We start from the raw sequence: 22,120 nt of genomic DNA, 5'->3' as shown, positions 1-22,120 counted from the left end.
AATGACGATTAATAAATTTCAGGGCAGAACAAGAGAAGAGGCAGTTGATAAGGCGAAAAAGGAAATGGGAGAAGCCGTTGTGATTATGAATGTAAAGGAAATCAAACCGAAGGGTTTATTCCGGGCATTAAAGAGCACAACTTATGAAGTGACGGCAGCATTAGAGGAAAAGGAACAGACAGTTAATCCTCTTCCTGCGTTACATGCTCCATTAAAGATGCATGACAGCATAAATTTTGCAGCAAATGAAAAAATTGAAATTCCGGCACCGGAACCAGCAGCCATTCATCCGGAAAGCAGTCATGATTTGGAAGAAAAGATAGAAAGTCTTTCTAATTTATTAGAAAAGAAGTTAAAACCGGAAAAAGAAGAAGAACCAAAAGAAGAGGAAAAGCCGGAAAAGGAAACTGATGCTCCAAAGGATATGAAGCATCAGCAGTCTGAGGCTTTCCGTTGTATCCGCATGATTTATGAAACATTACTGGATAATGAAGTGAATGAAAGATATGTCAACCAGATATTAGATGATGTGGAGAAGAATTTAAGAGGCAGTGCAAGCATGGACATTATCTTATCCAATGTTTACCAGAAAATGGTATTAAAATTCGGACAGCCTCAAAAGATTGAACTGGTACCGGGACAGCCTAAAATCGTATTTTTTATTGGACCAACCGGTGTTGGCAAGACAACAACCATTGCAAAAGTGGCTTCCAGATTTAAAGTGGATTATGGCAAAAAAGTAGCACTTTTAACAGCAGATACTTATCGGATTGCTGCGGCAGAACAGTTACGTACTTATGCGAATATCTTAGATACACCGCTGACAGTTATTTATTCATCGGAAGAAATGAATGCAGCCATAGAGCGTGTAAAGGATTATGATCTCGTTCTGGTAGATACCGCAGGATTCTCTTATAAGAATGAAGATCAGAGAAAAGATATGAGAAACCTCATAGAAAGTCTGGATGACAAATATGAGAAGGATGTTTATCTGGTATTAAGCGCAACTACAAAATACCGCGATTTGATGGAAATTGTAGATAAATACCATGAGATATCGGATTATAAGATTATTTTTACTAAATTAGATGAAACCAGTAGTTATGGTAGTCTGTTAAATATTCGCATGTATTCTGGTGCGGATGTTTCCTATGTGACAACAGGGCAGAATGTGCCAGATGATATTGAAATTTTCCAGTCACAGAAAATTGTAAAACAGTTATTGGGAGGCAGATAATAATATGGATCAGGCAGAAAAGCTGCGCAATGTAATTAAATTAAAGAACCAGAAGCTTCCCCAGAAAGCAAGAGTAATTACGGTTACCAGTGGAAAAGGTGGCGTGGGAAAATCCAGCGTTACAGTTAATCTGGCAATCCAGCTTCAGAAAATGAATAAGAAAGTTATTATTTTTGATGCTGATTTGGGACTGGCAAATGTAGAAGTTATGCTTGGAGCAATACCAAAACATAATTTGAGTGATGTTATATACCGGGGAATGGATATGCGGCAGATTATAACAGAGGGACCGGCAGGAGTAAGCTTTATCTCAGGCGGCTCCGGCATTGTGGGAATGAATAATCTGTCCAAGGATCAGATTACTTTTTTAGTACGTAATCTGGCACAGTTAGATGAAATGGCTGATATTGTACTGGTGGATACCGGAGCAGGAATTGCAGACAGCGTATTGGAATTTGTTATGGCTTGTCCGGAGGTCCTTCTGGTATCAACACCGGAACCAAGCTCACTGACCGATTCCTATTCTCTGTTAAAGGCACTGCACCGGAATCCGAATTTTGCCAAAAGCGGAACGCAGATTCATGTGGTTGCCAACCGTGTAAATTCTGTGGAAGATGGACAGGCAGTATATGATAAATTAAATACCGTTGTGTCACAGTTTTTAAATGGTAATCTTGAATATCTCGGCATGATACCGCAGGATTCCATGTTTGAAAAAGCAATACGCCAGCAGCAGACAGTATCTTTATATGCACCGGAGACCAAGTCGGCAAAAGCATTTGAGATACTTGCAAATAATCTTATAGAAGGTGCGCATGATATTCCGTTGATGAAGCGGGGCTTTGCCCAGTTGTTTGCTGAATTTTTTAATAACAGATAGGTGATAGAATGATTTCAAATGTTTTACGGGAAGGAATGAAAATTGATATTCATATAGTGAACCAGACGGAAAGGCCAGAATCTGCAGAAAAGGCTGCACCAGTTTACAAGAGTCAGATTTTTGAACTGTTTGAAAATGGTGAAATGGAGATAATGATGCCGATTCAGAGTGGAAAACTGATATTACTTCCACTGGGACTTCGCTATGAATTTGTATTCTATACACCGAATGGATTGTATAAAAGCATTGGTCAGATCTGGGAACGTTATAAGACGGAGAACCGCTACCTGCTCCGGATTGTATTAAATACACCATTGAGCAAATATCAGAGGCGGGAATATTACCGTATGGAATGTGTCCTTGATATGGAGTATTTCCATCTGACAGACGAAGAATCGGAAATGGAACAGACGGAAGACATCATCGCAAGTCTCAGGGATGATAATTTTTATAAAAAGCAGAAAAAGGGCACTATTGTTGATATCAGTGGAGGTGGTGTACGCTTTGTAACGAATGAGCAGTTAGAAGAGGGAAAAGCTGTTCTGATTATTGTGATGCTACAGACGCAGACCGGTGAAAAACAATATTATCTTCCAGGATATATCCTGCGAAGTACGAAGCTGTTAAATCGTGATAATATGTATGAAAACCGACTGAAATTTATTATTCGTGATGATAAAATAAGGGAAGAAATTATCAGGTATATTTTTGCAGAAGAAAGAAAAGCAAGACAGAGAGGAAAAGGATAGGGTTAAATTAATAGAATGAAAAAGAATATTCTGGTTGTTGATGACTCAGCACTCATGAGAAGAGTTATCTGTGATATAATTAATTCAGATAGTGGTTTTCAGGCAACGGATACATGCAGAGATGGCTTGGAAGCATATGAGAAATTGTGTCAGAAAGCATATGACGCAGTTGTTTTAGATGTAAATATGCCAAGAATGAACGGACTGGAACTACTTGAAAGATTACAAAAAGAAAATATAAAAGCAACAGTAGTAATGGTCAGTACATTAACGACAGATGGAGCTGAAGTTACACTCAAGGCAATGGAACGTGGTGCAATTGACTTTATCGAGAAACCCAATAATCTGATAGAGACAAAGGGACAGCGTTTCCGGGAAAAACTGATAAAAGTTCTTGCAACAATAACTACAGCAGGAAGCACACAGACGTATCAGAAAAAAGTAATTACGAATGTGGTAAAACCGGCAGCTGTCCGGAAGATTAGAACGAAGGATGCAGCCCGGAGCAAGATTGTTGCAATTGCATGTTCCACAGGCGGTCCAAAATCCTTACAGAGTGTAATTCCATTGCTGAAATCCAATATGGATGCACCGGTTCTTGTGGTTCAGCATATGCCGGCTGGTTTTACAAAATCCATGGCAGCCCGGCTGAATGAACTCAGCCCGCTGGATGTGAAAGAGGCAAACGAAGGTGATGTCTTGGAAAAAGGACATGTTTATGTGGCACCGGGAGGAAAACATTTACTGGTACAGCGGTTAGCAGATGGAACGCACTGTATTGTTTTAAGTGATGCACCGGCAATTGGTGGATTAAGACCATGTGCCAATCTGATGTATGAGTCTTTGATGGACAGCGGCTATGATGAAATTACCTGTGTAGTTCTTACCGGAATGGGTGCTGATGGAACAAAGGGAATTTCAGAACTCCAGAAAGAAAAAAATGTATACGTAATTGCTCAGGATGAAGAAACATCTGTGGTATATGGAATGCCAAAGGCAATTGCAGAGACAGGACTTGTTGATGAAATAGTACCATTAGAAAGTGTTGCGGACACAATTCTAAAGAATGTGGGGGTAAATTAAAGATGGATGTAAGCCAGTATCTAGAAATTTTTATTGATGAGACAAGTGAGCATATCCAGAGCCTGAATGATTGCATTATGACTTTGGAAAAGGAGCCGGAAAACAAAGATACCATTAATGAAATTTTTCGTGCAGCACACTCCTTAAAGGGAATGGCAGGAACCATGGGCTTTAAGAGAATGCAGCATCTGACTCATGATATGGAAAATGTATTCCAGGAAGTTCGTAGTGACAAAGTAAAAGTCACCAGTGAAATGATTGATATTCTTTTCCAGTGTCTGGATGCAATTGAAAGTTACCTCGATACGATCAAGAGTACATCAGATGAAGGTACAGAAGACAACGAAGCACTGATTACAGCTTTGAACAAATTCTTAGAGAATGCAGAGAACGGCGGAGCAGCCGCACCTGCAAAGGAAGAGAAAAAAGAAGAAAAGAAAGCAGAAGAACCGGAAAACGGTGATGGTAAAAAGAAATACTTAAGCGTAGAATTTTCTTCCAAAGATAAAGATGCGTTAAAAGCAGCTGAAGAAAGTGGAAACAAAATTTACGGAATTACAGTAGAAGTACAGAAAGATTGCCTTTTGAAAGCGGCAAGAGCATTCCTTGTATTTAAAGCAGTAGAAGAGTTTGGACAGATTGTTGTTTACAGTCCAAGTTCCCAGGATATTGAGGATGAACGTTTTGAACTGGACTTCAGTTTGTTCTTATCATCCAATGCTGCATTAGATGATATTTTAAAAGCAGTTAAAAATGTATCTGAAATTGCGGATGCCGTTGGTGAAGAAGTGAAGACAGCAACCCTATTCCATGAGGGAAATGTACAGGAAAATCTTCCGGCAAATACATCAGCAGCAAAGCCGGCAGAGCAGGCAGTACATAAAGAGAATAAACCGGCACAGACTAAGTCAAAACCGGCAGGCAAACCGGTTACAAACCGTACCGTGCGTGTGGATATCGAAAAACTGGATGCACTGATGAACCAGGTGAGTGAGCTGATTATTGCAAAAAACAGTCTGGTATCCATTGGCTCCCAGGAAGGAGGCAATTTCCAGAATCAGTCATTCCATGAGCAGATTGAGTATCTGGAAAGAATTACAACCAGTCTTCATGAATCGGTTATGAAAGTGCGGATGGTTCCAATTGAGAGCGTTGTAAACAAATTCCCACGTATGATTCGTGACCTTTCCAGAAGATTGAATAAGAAGATGGAATTGTGCATGACCGGTGAAGATACAGAGCTTGATCGTACTGTAGTTGACCAGATTGGCGACCCGTTGCAGCATCTGCTTCGTAACTCTGCTGACCATGGTCTTGAGAGTGCAGAAGTTCGTAAGGAACGCGGTAAGCCAGAAACAGGAACCATTAATCTGAATGCATTCCAGGAAGGAAATAATGTAATCATTGAAGTAAGTGATGATGGTAACGGAATTGATACAGAGAAGGTTAAAGCAAAAGCAGTAGAGCGTGGACTGGTAACACCGGAACAGGCAGAAAAGCTGAGCCAGAAAGAAATTATCGATTTCTTATTTATGCCGAGTTTCTCTATGGCAAAACAGATTACCGATATTTCCGGACGTGGTGTAGGTCTTGACGTTGTTAAATCCAATATTGAAGCATTAGGCGGAGATGTTGAGGTAAAGAGCAAACTTGGCGTTGGAACCAAATTCGTAGTAAGACTGCCACTTACACTGGCAATCATTCAGGCGTTGATGGTAGAAATCCGCGATGAAAAATATGCAATTGCGTTAGGCGCAATTCAGACTATCGAGGATATTCCGGTTGAAGATATTAAATATGTAGAATCCAAGGAAGTAATTAATTTACGTGGTTCTGTTATTCCAATCATCCGGCTGGATCAGATACTTGATATTCCACCGAAGGATGAAGAAGTAGAAAGCCTTACTGTTGTTATCGTAAGAAAAGGCGACCGTTATGCAGGACTTGTTGTAGACAATCTTCTTGGACAGCAGGAAATCGTAATTAAATCACTTGGTAAGTATATTAATAATAATAAGACAATCAGCGGTGCAACAATTCTGGGTGATGGCGAAGTCGCATTAATCCTGGATGCAAATACATTGATTTAACAGGGGGTGTGCAGAGTGGCAGAGCAACTTGAAACAGTAGAAAATATCAGAAAACAGTATATTGTTGTAAAAATCGGAAATGAGCAGTACGGAATCGATATCAGTTATGTAGACAATATTGTCCGTATGCAGAAGATTACAAGAGTACCTAGAGTACAGAATTTCTTTAAAGGAATTATCAATCTTCGTGGAGAAATCGTACCGGTTATGAGTCTCAGAATACGTATGGAACTGGAAGAAGATGTATTTACCAATGCCAGCCGTATTATAATTTTAAAAATTGAACAGCAGAGTGCACTGGGAATAATCGTGGATGAAGTAAAAGAAGTTGTTACATTAGGAACCAATGAAATTGATAAAGTGAGTGGCGATATGAAGAATGCCAAGGTATCTTTTATCGATGGAATCGGTAAAAACGGAGATGAATTAATTTCCCTTCTGGATATTCATTCTATTATAGAAGAAAAAGAAAATGCGTAATTGTTATAGATATAGTGAGGCAAATGCCTCACTATATTCTATATCTTGAAATGACAGCAGGAGGATAAAATTGGCGGATTATACTTTGAACCAGGTAAATGACATGTATGTGGATGTCTTAAAAGAAATTGGAAATATTGGTGCCGGAAATGCAACAACTGCAATGGCAAATATGTTGAATATCCGGATTAATATGGATGTACCAAGAGTTGAATTACTGACCTTTCAGGAACTGGGTTCTGCAATTTGCCCGGAAGATGAGTCAATCGTAGGAATCTATCTGGAAGTAACAGATGATATTACCGGCAGCATGATGTTTCTTATGAAACTTGATTCTGCACATTATCTGGTAAATAAACTAATGGGACGTCCGGCAGATTATGCGGAAGATTTTGATGAGATGGATATGTCTGCATTAAAAGAAATAGGAAATATCATTGCCGGTTCTTATCTGAACGCGCTTTCTGCCATGACGCAGCTTACTATTGCACCATCGGTTCCTTATATTGCAATTGATATGGCGGGAGCTATTTTAAGTGTTCCGGCAATACAGTTTGGTAAAATTGGAGACAATGCACTTATGATTACGACAGAATTCGGAGATGAAGTGATGATAGAAGGATATTTTATTCTGTTACCTGACCTTGAGTCTTATGAGAAGATTCTGAAATCTCTGGGAATTACCTTATAAGGAGAAGGGTATCAATGGGTGAAGTAATAAAAGTTGGTATGGCAGACTTAAATATTTGCAAGGCTCCGGATACAATTACCACATTAGGACTGGGTTCCTGTATAGGAATAGCATTGCTAGACCCGGTTACAAAGATTGGCGGACTTGCACATATTATGCTGCCAGACAGTACAAAGATGAAAAATAATTCGAATATAGCGAAATTCGCAGATACAGGAATTGTAGAGCTGGTTCGCCGGATGACAGAAGCAGGGGCGGCAAAGAGCAGGCTTGTAGCAAAGATTGCAGGCGGAGCCAGAATGTTCGAGGTAAGTGGTAACTCTGAAGTGGGAAATATTGGAGCAAGAAATGCAGAAGCTTCCAGACAGAAACTGAAGGAGCTTGGTATTCCGCTTCTGGCAGAGGATACCGGGCTGAATTATGGACGTACCGTAGAATTACATTGCGATACCGGAGAATTCTATATTAAGTCTGTTGGAAAAGAATTGAAAATTATTTAGATTGAGGATGTAAAGATGAAGACAAAACCGATTCCTGCAATCGTAATGTTGACCGCAGGATTTATTACCTGTATTGTGGCAATTTTTCAGAAAATGGAATTGCTTGCCTTTACAAAGACATTATTGCTTGTACTGATTATATTCTATCTGCTTGGGGGCATTGCGGCGTATATTTTGGAAAAGAATTTTAAAGCTGCAAAGGATGAAGAAAGCAGTACAGAAGAAAAAGCAGATGGTGATGCAGAAGAGTCTGCTGATGAGAAAAAAGAAGATACATCAGAAAAGTCAGAAAAAGAGGAAGAGAAAAGAGCGAAAGAAGAGTAATTATAAGAAACCGGAGGCTATGGCATGAAAACAGTGGACAGAGAAAAACTGTGGGAAAGCTATCAGAAAAATCCAGTATCTGAAATACGGGAACAGATTATCATAGAATATGCTCCGTTAGTTAAATTAGTAGCGGGCAGATTGAGTATGTATCTTGGATATAATGTAGAATATGAAGATTTGGTCAGCTATGGAATCTTTGGACTGATTGATGCAATTGATAAATTTGACCAAAGCAAGGATGTTAAATTTGAGACATATGCAAGCCTTCGAATCCGTGGGGCAATATTAGACCAGATTCGTAAAATGGACTGGATACCGAGGGCTGTTCGCCAAAAACAGAAAAAGATTGACGAAGCAATAAAAAATATAGAAATGAAGACAGGAAAGACGGCATTGGATGAAGAGATTGCAAGCGAACTCGGGGTATCAGAGGATGAATACCTGAACTGGCAGTCCCAGTTAAAAGTTACCAATGTTGTTTCTTTAAATGAGTTTGTGGAGCAGGGAACAGAGCCTGCGATGGATGCGACAAAAAATTCCCATTTTGCACAACCGGAAGATGTGGTGGCAGAAAGCGAATTGAAAGAAGTTTTGGCACAAAGCCTTGAGACCTTGACGGAAAAGGAACGCAGGGTAATTGAACTTTATTATTATGAAGAACTTACCTTGAAGGAAATCAGCAGTATTCTTGAAGTATCTGAATCAAGAATATCCCAGCTTCATACCAGGGCTCTGGCAAAGATGAAAAAGAAAATGGGAAGTTATATGGATATATTGGTTGATGAAAGTTAAAAGGAGGGAAGCTATGGGACAGGCAAATGCTTATTTTCAATTTGTGATAAAGGAACATGCGACTTATATTAAGCTTTTCCCGGCAGCTCTGGAAGGAAATGTTATTGAAATTGGTGAACTGACAGAGTATCTGGAAAGGCATGGCTGCCCGGATTATAATTTAAAGGAACTGGTTGCAGCAATTAACAGCAATGAGATGACAGAGATTATGGTCGGAGATATTTATCCGATTCAGATAAATGAAGAGATGTCCGTAACAGTATCAGCAGATGCCATGGAGGCGGTATGCAGATTTTATCCGGCTGCAGGCGGCACGAATATGAATGTGCAGGAAATCTTAAGGGATTTAACTGCAAAAGGTGTCAAAGCAGGGGTTGATCAGGATGAAATTTTGAAATTTTTCCAGGATAGGGAATACTGTACCGATTTTGTGCTGGCAAAAGGAAAGAAACCGGTAGATGGTCAGGATGCCAGAATTGAATATTATTTTAATACAGATGTTGATTTAAAGCCGAAGAAAAATGAAGATGGTTCGGTAGATTACCGTGAACTGAATGTAATCAGCCATATCAAAGAAGGAGACCTTCTGGCAAAATTATTTCCGGAAGATCATGGAATCAAAGGATATGATGTACAGGGAAAAGAAATTAAACCAAAACAGGTACGCTCTCTCCGGTTAGAATATGGAAATAATATCCGGGTATCGGAAGACAAAACAGAACTGTACTCTGAAGTAACCGGACATGCAAGTCTGGTAAATGGTAAAGTATTTGTATCAGATGTCTATGAAGTGCCGGCTGATGTGGATAATTCCACCGGTAATATTGATTATCCGGGAAACGTTACCGTAAGAGGTAATGTAAAAGGTGGTTTTTCAATTATTGCAAAAGGTGATGTAGTAGTAGAAGGCGTGGTAGAAGATGCGCTGATACAGGCGGGTGGTCAGATTATTGTAAAACGTGGAATTCATGGAATGACCAAAGGAATACTTCGGGCACAGGGAAATGTTATCTGCAAGTTTATTGAAAATGCAACCATCATTTCCGGAGGTTATGTTGAAACAGATTCTATTTTACATAGTAAGGTATCCGCAGCAACGGAGGTTCGCGTAAGTGGTAAGAATGGATTCATAACAGGTGGCGTTATCCGGGCGGGCAGTCTGGTAGAGGCCCAGACCATTGGTTCCAGCCTTGGAGCAGGAACACGTATTGAAGTTGGTGTGGATCCGGAAAAGAAAGAACGTTATGTGAAAGTGCAGGAAGAACTGCTTCAGCTGAATAAGACCATTGAGCAGATTCGGACGATTCTTACTACCTATGGAGAGAAGCTTAAGAATAAAGAAAAACTGGATCAGGGAAAAATCCAGTATATTGAACAGCTTATGCGTGCTTTTAAGGAGAAGGAAGCTCAGCGTACACCATTAGAGCATGAATACGAAAGGCTGCAGAGTATATTAAATGGCAGTAGCAATGCAAGGGTGAAAGTATCAAAGATACTGTATGCGGGAGTAATTGTAAATATTACCGATGTAAGCCTTATTGTAAAGGATGACAGAAGCTTCTGTCAGCTTTATAAGGATGAGGGTGAAGTAAAAATCTCAAATATGTAATGACATATGGTTGAGACAGGCTGGAGGTGTGTGGATATGTCAATTCGTCCGGTAGATATGAATGGAGTTATTCAGAGAACACAGGATGTTGGAACACTGAAACAACAGCAGGATATGAAACCTATGGTGGATCAGCAAAATATACAGATGGAAGTGCAAAGAGAAGAATACCGCCAATCAGAGCAGGTGACCAGGAAAGATGATTCCCAGATGGAAGAACATCGTTTTGATGCAAAGGAAGAGGGAAAGGGTCAGTACCAGCGGCAGGAACAACGGAAAAAGAAACAGAAAGAAGACCGTGTGGTTATCAAAGGTGCAATTGGCGGCTTTGATGTTAAAATATAAAAAGGAGTGTATCTGACAGATGACAGGCGTGGAAATCATCCTGATTCTGGCTGGTCTGGTTATGATGATAGGAAGCTTTATGGTAACAGAAAAGCTATCCGGTGCAGAATTAGACCGTATTGCGGAACTGAGTCAGAATGAGATAAAAAAAATACTGGAAAACAAGTTGAAAGATGCAGAAGCTGCGATAGAAGACCAGATTGACCATGCAATTGAAGATTCCACAGATAAGGTGGAGCGGGCACTGGATAAAGAGACCAATGAAAAAATGCTGGCAATCGGTGAATATTCGGATACCGTTATGGAGAAGATGAATCAGACCCATAATGAGATTATGTTTTTATACAGCATGCTAAATGACAAGCACACAGAACTGACAAAGCTTGCAGGACAAATTGGCGAGATGTCAGCCGAAATCGGTGAGAGCTTAGAAGAGGCGAAAGAGTCTGTAGTTAAAGAAACAGAAGAAGTAAAAGCCACAGAGGAACCGGTGGAGACAGAAGCGGAACCGGCAACCGGAGAGATGGAAGAACAGCCGGAGCAGACGAATCATAACGAAAAAATCCTTGCCTTATACAGTCAGGGAAAATCGTATGTAGAGATAGCAAAGGAACTGGGCCTTGGACAGGGTGAAGTGAGACTGGTTGTAGGATTGTATAAAGGAGTAGATACAAGTGAAGTTTAAGTATTATCTGAGAGGCTTGGGAATTGGTATTCTGATAAGCACGATTATCTTATCCATATCATTTGCAATGAAGAAAAATGACCTTTCAGATGATGAAATCATTGCAAGGGCAAAAGAACTTGGAATGGTAATGGAAGATACCGGAAAGGACACCATACCAAAAGCTACAGAAACAGAAGATGAGATTCCAAAGAGCACGGAAGACGGTTTTAATACAGAACAGACAGATATGCAGCCGGGAACAACTGATTCAGGGGAGATATCGCAGGATGTGGGAACAGATGGAGCGGATGCCGTACCACCGTCACAGGATGGAAGCAATATGGTACAGAAGGAATTTACCGTAGAAGTAGGAGATTCTTCTAATGCGGTTTCGCAGCGTCTGCAGGAAGAAGGTCTTGTGGACAATGCAGAAGCATTTAATAAATATATGGTAGATAATAATTATGCCAATTTTGTCCTGCCCGGAACCGTAACGATTCCGGAAGGGGCTGGCTATGAAGAAATTGCCGGAATACTTACGGATAAAACGATTCATCATTAAAAAAAGGTTGCATAGCATGGCTGAGTATGATATAATCCATGCGTTGCGATAAATTTACACATATACCGATTGTCAGATTGGTGCCGCAAGGTTGTCTGATAATAAGAAGTATATGGAAGAATAACCAAATGGAGGAAAAACAATGAGCGTTATTTCAATGAAACAGTTATTAGAAGCAGGTGTTCATTTTGGACATCAGACCAGAAGATGGAATCCTAAAATGGCTCCATATATCTACACAGAGAGAAATGGTATCTACATCATTGACCTGCAGAAATCTGTAGGTAAAGTTGATGAGGCTTACAAAGCTATGGCAGATATCGCTGCAGATGGTGGTACTATTCTTTTCGTAGGAACAAAGAAACAGGCTCAGGATGCTATCAAAACAGAAGCAGAGCGTTGTAACATGTTCTATGTAAACGAGAGATGGTTAGGTGGTATGCTTACTAACTTCAAGACAATCCAGAGCCGTATTGCAAGATTAAAAGCAATCGAAACTATGGAAGAGGATGGAACATTTGATGTTCTTCCTAAGAAAGAAGTTATCAAATTAAAGAAAGAATTAGACAAATTACAGAAGAACTTAGGCGGAATTAAAGAAATGAAGAAGATTCCAGATGCTATCTTTATCGTAGATCCTAAGAAAGAAAGAATCTGCGTTCAGGAAGCTCATTCCTTAGGAATTCCACTTATTGGTATTGCAGATACAAACTGTGATCCGGAAGAGTTAGATTATGTAATTCCTGGTAACGATGATGCAATCAGAGCCGTTAAATTAATCGTTTCTAAAATGGCAGATGCTGTTATCGAAGCAAATCAGGGAACTGTTGATGTTGACACTGAAGCTGCAGAGGATGCAGAAGAAGCTGTAGAGGCATAAGAACAGTATTTTAAACGATAAGAAACACACAACGTGTGTATAAAACAGGACAGACAGTAATTGCCTGTCCTTACCTTTAGAAAAAATAAATGGAGGAAAATGAAGATGGCTATTACAGCAGCAATGGTAAAAGAACTGCGTGAATTAACCGGCGCAGGAATGATGGATTGTAAAAAAGCATTAGGTGAAACAGACGGCAACATGGATGAGGCTGTTGAATATTTAAGAAAAAACGGACAGGCAAAAGCTGAGAAGAAAGCTGGAAGAATTGCAGCAGAAGGTCTTTGTACTGTTGTAGTAAAAGATGATAAGACAGCAGCAGTTGTTGAAGTTAACTCTGAAACAGACTTCGTTGCTAAAAATGATACATTCCGTGAGTTTGTAGAGGCTGTTGCAACACAGGCAGTAAACTCTGACGCAGCAGACATGGATGCATTCATGGAAGAAAAATGGAATGCAGATGAAAGCAAGACAGTAAAAGATGCATTAGTAGAGAAAGTTGCAGTTATCGGAGAGAACTTAAAGATTCGTAGATTCGAAAAGGTTGTAGCTGAGAATGGTTGTGTAGTATCTTATATCCATGGCGGCGGAAGAATCGGTGTTATCGTTGATGCTGACACAACTGTTGTAAATGATGCAGTAAAAGAAGCATTAACCAACATTGCAATGCAGATAGCAGCTTTAAATCCAAAATATGTTTCCAGAGATGAAGTAAGTGCAGATTACATCGCACATGAGAAAGAAATTCTCTTAGCTCAGATTATGAATGATCCGAAAGAGTCCCAGAAACCGGAAAAGGTTATCCATGGAATGATCGAAGGACGTATCAGCAAAGAGTTAAAAGAAATCTGCTTAGTAGATCAGGTATATGTAAAAGCAGAAGATGGAAAACAGACAGTTGGAAAATACTTAGAGCAGGTTTCCAAAGAAGTTGGTGCTCCTGTATCTGTTAAGAAGTTTGTACGTTTCGAAACAGGTGAAGGTTTGGAGAAGAAAAATGAAGACTTTGCTGCAGAAGTTGCTGCTCAGATAGCAGGAAACTAAGCAAAAGCTTAGCACAAATTGTAAAGGTATATAAAATTCCCCTGTAGAGTGATTTCTGCAGGGGAATTTTCTGACAAAAGAAAGAAAAATCTCAAGAAGTAATTCAATTAAAATTATTTTTTATAGTGATATTTTGTTAAAGTGTGTTACAATAGAAAAGAGATTTTATGACCGGGAGGTCACTACATGGAAGAGAAGACCACGAAGGGGTTAAAGGAACAGCGGGAAAGGCGAAAACGCATTAATCGCATGAAGACGGGGATTATAACATCTATCTTCGCCTGGATGCTGATATCGATTATTTTGTGCGTGGTATTGTTGTGCCGGGTAATTTCTTTACAGAACCAGATAGACAGGCTGGTATCAAGCGGTATTGTTTCCGGAAAGGTACAGCAGGACGAGAACCAGTCGAAAGGAGAAATGTCTACTGGAACGGAATTACAGACAGACACAGAATATCAGGATCAGAATGCAGACAGTTCGATTGTCCAGCCATTGGTGGCAGAGGATGAAAGCAACAAGGCACAGCCGGGAGATCAGCTTAAAGTATATCTTACCTTTGATGATGGACCAAGTTCCAATACGGCAGCTATTCTTGATACATTGGCGCAGTATAATGTGAAAGCAACATTTTTTGTTGTAGGAAAAGAAGATGAAGAGTCCCAGGAGATGTATAAAAGAATTGTAAATGAGGGGCACACACTGGGAATGCATTCTTATTCCCATAAATACAGTGTGATTTACGATTCGCTTGAAAATTTTGAGGATGATTTTACCAAAATACAAAATTATCTTTATGATATAACGGGAGAGGATTGCCATTATTATCGTTTCCCGGGTGGAAGCAGCAATCAGGTCAGTAATACAGATATGAAAGAGTTTATAAAATATCTGAATGATCAGGATGTTACTTATTTTGACTGGAATGTAACCAGTGGTGATGCTACATCACAGGCATATACAGCGGACGAGCTGGTAGATAATGTGTTAGAGGATGTGGTAAAATATAAAACATCGGTTGTGTTACTTCATGATGCAAATACGAAGGAGACAACGGTGGAAGCCTTAGGTCCGATGATTGAGGCACTACAGGCACAGGGAGTAGAGTTACTTCCGATTACTGAGGATACAACTGTAATACAGCATATTAGTGCAGACAGTGTTCAATAGAAAAAATGGAGGTTTTTAAGAATGAGCTTTTTTAAAGATTTTAAAGAGGATTTATCACAGGCAGTGAACGAACTGGTACCGGGTGAAGACGCAACAGAGGCAGCAGAGCAGGATAGCGATGTAGTAGTCAATACATTGGAAGATGAACTGGATGTGGAGTCTGAATTATCCAAATTGGACGGACTTTTAGAAAAGGTTACCAAGGATGCCAATGCTCCGGTAGAGAAGGAAGCACCGGCACAGGAAACAGAAACAAAAGTAGAGACACCAGCTGCAGAAGAAAAAGAAGATTTACATATTCAGGAGGAAAGTAAAATGAGTGAGACAACAGCAAATGAAACCATGACAATGCCAGAAGAGACAGTAACACCGGTACAGCCGGCAACTCCGGCACATTTTGCTCCGGTTCAGACATCAGATGAAGTTTCAGATGAAGTATCTGTAATCACAGAAGGAACATCCATTACAGGTAATATGGCATCTACTGGTTCTTTAGATATCCGTGGAAATATTAATGGTGATGTTCAGTGTAATGGCAAGCTGGTTGTTACCGGAACTATCAATGGAAACAGCAATTCTGCTGAATTCTTCGCTGATGCTGCAAAAGTAGAAGGTGAAGTAGTAAGTACCGGAACTGTTAAAATCGGACTTGGTTCTGTCATTATTGGAAATATTACCGCAAGCTCTGCAGTTATCGCAGGAGCAATCAAGGGCGATATCGATGTTCAGGGACCTGTAGTTGTAGATACTTCTGCAGTTGTTATGGGTAACATCAAATCCCGTTCTGTTCAGATTAACAATGGTGCAGTTATCGAAGGTTTCTGTTCCCAGTGCTATGCTGATATTGATGTGGAAAGTCTTTTTGGAGAGAATAAATAATGAAGAGAGTATTTTTAAAATTAAGTGGAGAAGCACTTGCAGGAGAAAAGAAAACAGGTTTTGATGAGCCGACCGTAACAGAAGTTGCCCGCCAGGTAAAACAGATTGTAGATGGCGGATGCCAGGTTGGAATCGTAATTGGTGGCGGTAATTTCTGGAGAGGACGTTCCAGCGAGACTATCGACCGTACCAAAGCAGACCAGATTGGTATGCTGGCAACGATTATGAACTGTATTTATGTATCTGAAATCTTCCGTTCTGTTGGAATGATGACACAGATTCTGACTCCGTTTGAGTGTGGCAGCATGACCAAACTTTTCTCAAAAGACCGTGCCAATAAATATTTTGAAAAAGGAATGGTAGTATTTTTTGCAGGTGGAACAGGACATCCTTATTTTTCAACAGATACCGGAATTGTACTCCGTGCCATTGAAATGGATGCAGAGGGCATTTTCCTGGCAAAAGCCATTGACGGTGTCTATGACAGTGACCCGAAGGTAAATCCGGCAGCAAAGAAATATGATGAGGTATCCATTCAGGAAGTGATTGATAAGAAGCTTGCAGTAGTAGATTTAACCGCATCTATTATGTGTATGGAAAATAAAATGCCAATGTATGTATTCGGATTAAATGAGCCGGACAGCATTGTAAATGCAATGAGCGGAAAATTTAACGGCACGAAAGTGACTGTATAATAAAGGAGATTATTTATGGATAGCAGATTAAACCCATATGAAGAGAAAATGCAGAAATCATACGAGAATCTTGTGGAAGAATATGCAACTATCCGGGCAGGAAGAGCGAATCCGCATATCTTAGACAGAATTACTGTAGATTATTATGGAACACCGACCCCGTTACAGCAGGTTGCAAATATCAATGTTCCGGAGCCAAGAATGATTCAGATCCAGCCTTGGGAAGCATCCCTTGTAAAAGAGATTGAAAAAGCAATTTTAACATCTGATTTAGGCTTAAATCCAACCAACGATGGTAAAGTAATCCGTCTTGTATTCCCGGAGCTTACCGAGGAAAGACGTAAAGAACTGGCAAAGGATATTAAGAAAAAGGGTGAGAATGCCAAGGTGGCAATTCGTAATATCAGAAGGGATGCCAATGATGCATTCAAGAAACAGAACAAAGCAAATGAAGTATCTGAGGATGAATTAAAAGAATTAGAAAACGATACTCAGAAAATTACGGATAAATATATTGCAAAAATTGATGGTGCAGTAGAGGAAAAGACAAAGGAAATCCTTACGGTATAATCTTATCCATGTACGACACATATGGGGACATAGCGCGATTGCCGTGTCCCCTTTTATGTTGTAAACATCTGTAAAAAGGAGAACAAAGATGAAGATTCCAAAACATGTTGCAATTATTCTGGATGGAAACGGACGCTGGGCAAAGAAAAGAGGAATGCCAAGAAACTATGGACATACCATGGGGGCAAAGAATGTTGAAGTTATCTGTAAAGCAGCGCATGATCTGGGCATAGAATACGTAACCATGTATGCATTTTCCACAGAGAACTGGAACCGTCCACAGAATGAAGTAGATGCTTTGATGAAGCTTTTGAGCAGTTATCTTAAGAACTGTATAAAGACAGCGGACAAGAATAATATGAGAGTCCGTGTAATCGGGGATACCAGCCGGCTGGATGATAAATTCCAGCAGCAGATTGCTGTATTGGAAAGAGAATCTGCCCATAATACGGGACTGAATTTACAGATTGCCATTAATTATGGAGCAAGAGATGAAATGATCCGTGGAATGAAGAAAATGTGGCAGGATGGTATTTCGGCAGAGGAGATTACCGAAGAGAAATATGAATCCTATCTTGATACGAAAGATATTCCGGATCCTGATCTTATGATCCGCACCAGTGGAGAACAGAGGCTTTCCAACTTCTTGCTGTGGCAGTTTGCTTATAGTGAGTTATATTTTACTGAGGTTCCATGGCCGGACTTTACACCGGAAGAACTGCGTAAAGCAGTAGAGGATTACAGCGGAAGAGACCGGAGATATGGAAAGATAGAGGAGGAGTAATATGTTTAAGACAAGATTATTAAGTGGAATCGTGCTGGTAATTCTGGCACTGGTATTCATTATTACCGGAAATGATTTGCTGCTGGCAGTAACCGGAATTATTTCTTTGATTGGATTGTATGAACTGTATCGTGTGTTTAAAATTGAAAAAAGCTGTGCCGGTGTCGTCGGCGGACTGGCAACGATTGTATATTATTGCAATCTGAAATTTCAGTTTATTCCGGATATGATGTTATTTGTCATCGCACTTTTGGTAGTGCTGATGTTTGTATATGTATTTTCTTATCCGAAATATCATACCGAGCAGATGTTAGCAGCATTTTTTGGTGTATTTTATGTATCGGTGATGCTTTCTTATGTATATCAGACCAGAATGCTACCGGGTGGAGCTTATATTGTATGGTTAATTTTCTTATGCTCCTGGGGCTGCGATACCTGTGCATATTGCGTGGGTGTGCTGATTGGAAAACACAAGATGGCACCGGTGCTTTCTCCGAAGAAATCCTGGGAAGGAGCTGTTGGCGGAGTAGTGGGAGCAGCATTATTAACCCTGATTTATTGCTTTGTTTTCCAGGGCTCTATGGGAAGCACCAACCGTGATATCATTATGCTTTGCATGATTTGTGCGATTGGGGCAATCATATCTATGATTGGAGACCTGACTGCATCTGCAATCAAACGTAATTATGACATTAAAGATTATGGCAAACTGATTCCTGGCCATGGTGGAATCTTAGATCGTTTTGACAGTGTAATATTTACAGCGCCAATTATTTATTATCTTGCATTATATCTGATTGGCAAGTAGGAGGAAACATGAAGAAGATTGCAATTTTAGGTTCCACTGGTTCCATCGGAACCCAGACACTTTCTGTTGTAAGAGAACATGGAGATATTGAAGTAACTGCACTTGCGGCAGGACATAATATTGCAAAATTAGAAGAACAGATCCGGGAGTTTCATCCGGCTTTGGTTGCTGTATGGGCAGAAGAGGATGCGATTGAGCTTCGGACAAGGGTTGCAGATTTGAAGGTAAAGGTGGCTTCCGGGATGGAAGGACTTTTAGAAGTAGCAACGGAAGAGAAAGCAGAGATTCTTGTAACTGCCATTGTGGGTATGCTTGGTATCCGTCCGACCATAGCCGCTATGAAAGCAGGAAAGGACATTGCACTAGCTAATAAGGAGACTTTAGTTACCGCAGGACATATTATTATGCCGCTGGCAAAGGAATGTAATGTGAAAATCCTTCCAGTGGACAGTGAACACAGTGCAATCTTTCAGTCTCTGCAGGGAGCCGGAGACAATAAAATTGCAAAAATACTTTTGACAGCTTCCGGCGGACCATTCCGTGGAAAGAAGCGGGCGGAATTAGAACAGGTAAAAGTGGAAGATGCATTGAAGCATCCGAACTGGAGCATGGGACGTAAAATCACTATTGATTCCGCAACCATGATAAATAAGGGACTTGAAGTCATTGAAGCAAAATGGCTGTTTGATGTAAATGCAGACCAGATTCAGGTTGTAGTACAACCACAGAGTATCATACATTCTATGGTAGAGTATGAAGACGGTGCAGTCATTGCACAGCTTGGAACGGCAGATATGCGGCTTCCAATCCAGTATGCCCTGTATTATCCGAAACGGTTACACTTAAGTGGAGACCGGCTTGATTTCTGGAAAATGAAGGCAATTACATTGGAAGAGCCGGATATGGAGACTTTTTACGGATTGAAACTGGCTTATGAAGCCTGTAGAAAGGGCGGTAACATTCCGACTGCTTTTAATGCAGCAAATGAGAGAGCGGTAGCAATGTTCTTAGACGGAAAGATCCGTTTCTTGGAGATTCCGGAAATTGCACAGGCGTGTATGGAGCAGTGTACCTATATTGCCAGTCCGTCCGTAGAAGAAATCCTTGCAACAGAGCAGGCTGCGTATGAGTATATAGAGAGCAGGTGGTAGATTGAAAATAATCATTGCAATCTTAATGTTCAGTTTTATTATTATTTTTCATGAACTGGGACATTTTTTGCTGGCAAAGAAAAATAAAATCAAAGTAAATGAATTTTGTCTGGGACTTGGACCAACGCTATTTGGAATTACAAAGGGAGAGACAAAATATTCCATAAAACTGCTGCCTTTTGGTGGAGCATGTATGATGGAAGGCGAAGACGGAGAGTCGGAAAGTGAAGGCTCCTTTAACAGCAAGTCCGTATGGGCGAGAATAGCAGTTGTAGCGGCAGGACCGGTTTTTAACTTTATTCTGGCATTCCTTCTGGCACTGATTGTTATCGGGACAGCCGGATTTGACCGGCCGGAGGTAAAAGGTGTTATGGAAGGATATCCGGCAGAGGAAGCAGGACTTCAGGCTGGAGATATCATTAAAGAAATCAATGGAAAGAACATTCATATTTATCGTGAAGTAAGTGTTTACACGCTGTTTCATTCCAATGAGAATCTGGAAGTGACCTATGAAAGAGATGGAGAGGAATATACCTGTACCATCAGCCCAAAATATAATGAAGAAGCAGGAAGAAATCTCTTTGGAATCTATGGAAATACCATGCGTGAGCGGGGTAATATTTTTGAGACTATAAAATATAGCGTATATGAAGTGAAATACTGGATAGAAGTTACCATGGACAGCTTGAAGATGTTAGTGACCGGAAGAGTCAGTGTCAATGAACTTTCGGGACCGGTAGGTATTGTAAAGAATATTGGTGATACTTATGACGAGAGCAAGTCAGCTGGAACGCTATCGGTGGTATTGACATTAATTAATTATTCCATAATGCTGACTGCCAATCTTGGAATTATGAACCTGCTTCCATTACCGGCATTAGACGGAGGAAGACTGGTATTTCTGATTATAGAAGCCGTCAGAAAGAAACGGGTGGATCCGGACAAAGAGGGCATGGTTCATTTTGTCGGACTGATGCTGCTTCTGGCATTGATGGTGCTTGTTATGTTTAACGATATTCGAAAATTATTTTAAATAATCCTGCACAGGAGGAAAAGCAATCATGGAACGAAAAGATACGAAAGTGGTAAAAATAGGAGACCGTATCATCGGTGGAAAAAATCCAATCCTGATACAGTCAATGACCAATACAAAGACAGAGGATGTAAAAGCAACCGTAGAGCAGATTAACCGTCTGGCAGCGGCAGGCTGTGATATCATCCGCTGTGCGGTGCCGACAATGGAAGCCGCAGAAGCATTGACTGAGATTAAGAAGCAGATAGCAATACCACTGGTTGCAGATATTCATTTTGATTACCGGCTGGCTATTGCTGCCATGGAGCATGGAGCAGATAAAATCAGAATCAATCCGGGCAACATCGGAAGCAAAGAGCGTGTGCAGGCTGTGGTAGACGTAGCAAAGGAAAGAAATATTCCAATCCGTGTGGGAGTCAACAGCGGTTCACTGGAAAAAGATTTAGTAGAAAAATATCATGGTGTTACTGCAGAAGGCATTGTAGAAAGTGCTTTGGATAAAGTGCATCTTATTGAAGATATGGGATATGACAATCTCGTGATCAGTATCAAATCTTCAGATGTTATGATGTGTGTAAAAGCCCATGAACTGATTGCTGAGCAAACCAATCATCCCCTGCATGTGGGAATTACAGAGGCAGGAACGATTATCAGCGGAAATATTAAATCCTCCATTGGACTGGGACTGATTTTAAATCAGGGGATTGGAGATACCATTCGTGTTTCATTAACCGGAGATCCGTTAGAAGAAATCAAATCAGCAAAACTGATTTTAAGAACCTTGGGACTCCGCAAGGGTGGCATTGAGGTAGTATCCTGTCCGACCTGTGGAAGAACAAGAATCAACTTAATCGAACTGGCAAATCAGGTAGAGAATATGGTAGCGGACATTCCTTTAGACATCAAGGTTGCTGTTATGGGCTGTGTAGTCAACGGACCGGGAGAAGCAAAGGAAGCCGATATCGGAATTGCCGGCGGTGTGGGAGAAGGACTAATTATAAAGCATGGTCAGATAGACCGTAAAGTACCGGAGAATCAGCTCTTAAGTGAATTAAGAAAGGAACTTTTGAACTGGAATAAGGAGTAGGAAAAAT

At 40.4% G+C, this 22,120-nt stretch carries 24 protein-coding genes and 1 pseudogene; all 25 read left to right on the top strand.

What is annotated here, in order from left to right; genetic code table 11:
- Position 1: 1 nt before the first annotated feature.
- The 25 genes and pseudogenes from flhF to ispG all read left to right on the top strand — a co-directional run bounded on the left by flhF (position 2) and on the right by ispG (position 22,113).
- Positions 2 to 1,237: a flagellar biosynthesis protein FlhF gene (gene flhF, locus DWX96_RS10010; RefSeq protein WP_118057395.1), complete on the top strand. Its 1,236-nt coding sequence runs from the start codon at positions 2 to 4 to the stop codon at positions 1,235 to 1,237.
- 4 nt (positions 1,238 to 1,241) lie between these two features.
- A complete protein-coding gene (locus DWX96_RS10005; RefSeq protein ID WP_117699044.1) occupies positions 1,242 to 2,117 on the top strand; it encodes a MinD/ParA family protein in 876 nt (291 codons plus the stop codon).
- A gap of 8 nt (positions 2,118 to 2,125) precedes the next feature.
- A complete protein-coding gene (locus tag DWX96_RS10000; RefSeq protein ID WP_118057394.1) occupies positions 2,126 to 2,866 on the top strand; it encodes a flagellar brake protein in 741 nt (246 codons plus the stop codon).
- Positions 2,867 to 2,881: 15 nt separating this feature from the next.
- On the top strand, positions 2,882 to 3,949 hold the full coding sequence (locus DWX96_RS09995) for a protein-glutamate methylesterase/protein-glutamine glutaminase (protein WP_118057393.1): 1,068 nt from the start codon (positions 2,882 to 2,884) through the stop codon (positions 3,947 to 3,949).
- Positions 3,950 to 3,951: 2 nt separating this feature from the next.
- Entirely contained in the window at positions 3,952 to 6,039 is a 2,088-nt protein-coding gene (locus DWX96_RS09990) for a chemotaxis protein CheA (RefSeq protein ID WP_117947059.1), read from the top strand.
- 15 nt (positions 6,040 to 6,054) lie between these two features.
- On the top strand, positions 6,055 to 6,519 hold the full coding sequence (locus DWX96_RS09985; protein WP_022243288.1) for a chemotaxis protein CheW: 465 nt from the start codon (positions 6,055 to 6,057) through the stop codon (positions 6,517 to 6,519).
- Between the two features lie 70 nt (positions 6,520 to 6,589).
- A complete protein-coding gene (locus tag DWX96_RS09980; RefSeq protein WP_022243287.1) occupies positions 6,590 to 7,210 on the top strand; it encodes a chemotaxis protein CheC in 621 nt (206 codons plus the stop codon).
- Positions 7,211 to 7,224: 14 nt separating this feature from the next.
- Positions 7,225 to 7,710, top strand: coding sequence for a chemotaxis protein CheD (locus DWX96_RS09975; RefSeq protein ID WP_022243286.1), 486 nt, complete (start codon positions 7,225 to 7,227; stop codon positions 7,708 to 7,710).
- 15 nt (positions 7,711 to 7,725) lie between these two features.
- Complete coding sequence (locus DWX96_RS09970) at positions 7,726 to 8,034, top strand: hypothetical protein (RefSeq protein WP_117699038.1); 309 nt, start codon at positions 7,726 to 7,728, stop codon at positions 8,032 to 8,034.
- A gap of 24 nt (positions 8,035 to 8,058) precedes the next feature.
- Positions 8,059 to 8,829 (top strand): FliA/WhiG family RNA polymerase sigma factor, encoded by a 771-nt coding sequence (locus tag DWX96_RS09965; protein ID WP_118057392.1) that lies wholly within the window; start codon positions 8,059 to 8,061, stop codon positions 8,827 to 8,829.
- 13 nt (positions 8,830 to 8,842) lie between these two features.
- Positions 8,843 to 10,438 carry a FapA family protein gene (locus DWX96_RS09960; protein ID WP_158561846.1) on the top strand — a complete coding sequence of 532 codons (1,596 nt, stop codon included), beginning with the start codon at positions 8,843 to 8,845 and terminating at the stop codon, positions 10,436 to 10,438.
- Positions 10,439 to 10,474: 36 nt separating this feature from the next.
- Entirely contained in the window at positions 10,475 to 10,783 is a 309-nt protein-coding gene (locus DWX96_RS09955) for a hypothetical protein (protein ID WP_117698701.1), read from the top strand.
- Positions 10,784 to 10,802: 19 nt separating this feature from the next.
- A complete protein-coding gene (locus tag DWX96_RS09950) occupies positions 10,803 to 11,468 on the top strand; it encodes a DUF6115 domain-containing protein (RefSeq protein ID WP_117698702.1) in 666 nt (221 codons plus the stop codon).
- Positions 11,458 to 12,012, top strand: a complete 555-nt coding sequence (locus tag DWX96_RS09945; protein ID WP_118057390.1) for a hypothetical protein — start codon at positions 11,458 to 11,460, stop codon at positions 12,010 to 12,012. The genes DWX96_RS09950 and DWX96_RS09945 overlap by 11 nt, the downstream gene beginning before the upstream one ends.
- A gap of 142 nt (positions 12,013 to 12,154) precedes the next feature.
- Entirely contained in the window at positions 12,155 to 12,892 is a 738-nt protein-coding gene (gene rpsB, locus DWX96_RS09940) for a 30S ribosomal protein S2 (protein ID WP_022243279.1), read from the top strand.
- Positions 12,893 to 12,997: 105 nt separating this feature from the next.
- Positions 12,998 to 13,936: a translation elongation factor Ts gene (tsf, locus tag DWX96_RS09935; RefSeq protein ID WP_022243278.1), complete on the top strand. Its 939-nt coding sequence runs from the start codon at positions 12,998 to 13,000 to the stop codon at positions 13,934 to 13,936.
- Between the two features lie 186 nt (positions 13,937 to 14,122).
- Complete coding sequence (locus tag DWX96_RS09930; protein ID WP_117841156.1) at positions 14,123 to 15,106, top strand: polysaccharide deacetylase family protein; 984 nt, start codon at positions 14,123 to 14,125, stop codon at positions 15,104 to 15,106.
- A gap of 21 nt (positions 15,107 to 15,127) precedes the next feature.
- Entirely contained in the window at positions 15,128 to 15,985 is an 858-nt protein-coding gene (locus DWX96_RS09925; protein ID WP_118057389.1) for a polymer-forming cytoskeletal protein, read from the top strand.
- On the top strand, positions 15,985 to 16,680 hold the full coding sequence (pyrH, locus tag DWX96_RS09920) for a UMP kinase (RefSeq protein ID WP_022243275.1): 696 nt from the start codon (positions 15,985 to 15,987) through the stop codon (positions 16,678 to 16,680). Before DWX96_RS09925 ends, pyrH begins: the two co-directional genes overlap by 1 nt.
- 15 nt (positions 16,681 to 16,695) lie before the next feature.
- The gene (gene frr / locus DWX96_RS09915) at positions 16,696 to 17,250 is read left to right on the top strand and encodes a ribosome recycling factor (protein WP_022243274.1); all 555 of its coding nucleotides are present in this window, start codon (positions 16,696 to 16,698) and stop codon (positions 17,248 to 17,250) included.
- A gap of 82 nt (positions 17,251 to 17,332) precedes the next feature.
- Positions 17,333 to 18,034, top strand: a pseudogene (locus tag DWX96_RS09910) (isoprenyl transferase); the annotation flags it as partial.
- Between the two features lies 1 nt (position 18,035).
- Entirely contained in the window at positions 18,036 to 18,842 is an 807-nt protein-coding gene (locus DWX96_RS09905; protein ID WP_117841155.1) for a phosphatidate cytidylyltransferase, read from the top strand.
- An 8-nt stretch (positions 18,843 to 18,850) separates the two neighbouring features.
- Positions 18,851 to 19,993 carry a 1-deoxy-D-xylulose-5-phosphate reductoisomerase gene (gene dxr / locus DWX96_RS09900; protein ID WP_117698708.1) on the top strand — a complete coding sequence of 381 codons (1,143 nt, stop codon included), beginning with the start codon at positions 18,851 to 18,853 and terminating at the stop codon, positions 19,991 to 19,993.
- 1 nt (position 19,994) lies between these two features.
- Positions 19,995 to 21,026: an RIP metalloprotease RseP gene (gene rseP, locus DWX96_RS09895; protein WP_022243270.1), complete on the top strand. Its 1,032-nt coding sequence runs from the start codon at positions 19,995 to 19,997 to the stop codon at positions 21,024 to 21,026.
- Positions 21,027 to 21,054: 28 nt separating this feature from the next.
- Complete coding sequence (gene ispG / locus DWX96_RS09890) at positions 21,055 to 22,113, top strand: flavodoxin-dependent (E)-4-hydroxy-3-methylbut-2-enyl-diphosphate synthase (protein WP_118057388.1); 1,059 nt, start codon at positions 21,055 to 21,057, stop codon at positions 22,111 to 22,113.
- The last annotated feature ends 7 nt before the right edge of the window (positions 22,114 to 22,120 follow it).

The organism is Roseburia sp. AF22-2LB (assembly GCF_003461125.1).
Classification (GTDB): domain Bacteria; phylum Bacillota; class Clostridia; order Lachnospirales; family Lachnospiraceae; genus Roseburia_C; species Roseburia_C amylophila.
Note: the sequence above shows the minus strand (reverse complement) of the source record. Positions and strands in the feature narration are given on the sequence as shown.

Coding starts and splice junctions, on each gene's coding strand:
- flhF (WP_118057395.1), top strand. CDS start 2: ATGACGATTAATAAATTTCAGGGCAGAACAAGAGAAGAGGCAGTTGAT.
- DWX96_RS10005 (WP_117699044.1), top strand. CDS start 1,242: ATGGATCAGGCAGAAAAGCTGCGCAATGTAATTAAATTAAAGAACCAG.
- DWX96_RS10000 (WP_118057394.1), top strand. CDS start 2,126: ATGATTTCAAATGTTTTACGGGAAGGAATGAAAATTGATATTCATATA.
- DWX96_RS09995 (WP_118057393.1), top strand. CDS start 2,882: ATGAAAAAGAATATTCTGGTTGTTGATGACTCAGCACTCATGAGAAGA.
- DWX96_RS09990 (WP_117947059.1), top strand. CDS start 3,952: ATGGATGTAAGCCAGTATCTAGAAATTTTTATTGATGAGACAAGTGAG.
- DWX96_RS09975 (WP_022243286.1), top strand. CDS start 7,225: ATGGGTGAAGTAATAAAAGTTGGTATGGCAGACTTAAATATTTGCAAG.
- DWX96_RS09970 (WP_117699038.1), top strand. CDS start 7,726: ATGAAGACAAAACCGATTCCTGCAATCGTAATGTTGACCGCAGGATTT.
- DWX96_RS09965 (WP_118057392.1), top strand. CDS start 8,059: ATGAAAACAGTGGACAGAGAAAAACTGTGGGAAAGCTATCAGAAAAAT.
- DWX96_RS09960 (WP_158561846.1), top strand. CDS start 8,843: ATGGGACAGGCAAATGCTTATTTTCAATTTGTGATAAAGGAACATGCG.
- DWX96_RS09955 (WP_117698701.1), top strand. CDS start 10,475: ATGTCAATTCGTCCGGTAGATATGAATGGAGTTATTCAGAGAACACAG.
- DWX96_RS09950 (WP_117698702.1), top strand. CDS start 10,803: ATGACAGGCGTGGAAATCATCCTGATTCTGGCTGGTCTGGTTATGATG.
- rpsB (WP_022243279.1), top strand. CDS start 12,155: ATGAGCGTTATTTCAATGAAACAGTTATTAGAAGCAGGTGTTCATTTT.
- tsf (WP_022243278.1), top strand. CDS start 12,998: ATGGCTATTACAGCAGCAATGGTAAAAGAACTGCGTGAATTAACCGGC.
- DWX96_RS09930 (WP_117841156.1), top strand. CDS start 14,123: ATGGAAGAGAAGACCACGAAGGGGTTAAAGGAACAGCGGGAAAGGCGA.
- DWX96_RS09925 (WP_118057389.1), top strand. CDS start 15,128: ATGAGCTTTTTTAAAGATTTTAAAGAGGATTTATCACAGGCAGTGAAC.
- pyrH (WP_022243275.1), top strand. CDS start 15,985: ATGAAGAGAGTATTTTTAAAATTAAGTGGAGAAGCACTTGCAGGAGAA.
- frr (WP_022243274.1), top strand. CDS start 16,696: ATGGATAGCAGATTAAACCCATATGAAGAGAAAATGCAGAAATCATAC.
- DWX96_RS09905 (WP_117841155.1), top strand. CDS start 18,036: ATGTTTAAGACAAGATTATTAAGTGGAATCGTGCTGGTAATTCTGGCA.
- dxr (WP_117698708.1), top strand. CDS start 18,851: ATGAAGAAGATTGCAATTTTAGGTTCCACTGGTTCCATCGGAACCCAG.
- ispG (WP_118057388.1), top strand. CDS start 21,055: ATGGAACGAAAAGATACGAAAGTGGTAAAAATAGGAGACCGTATCATC.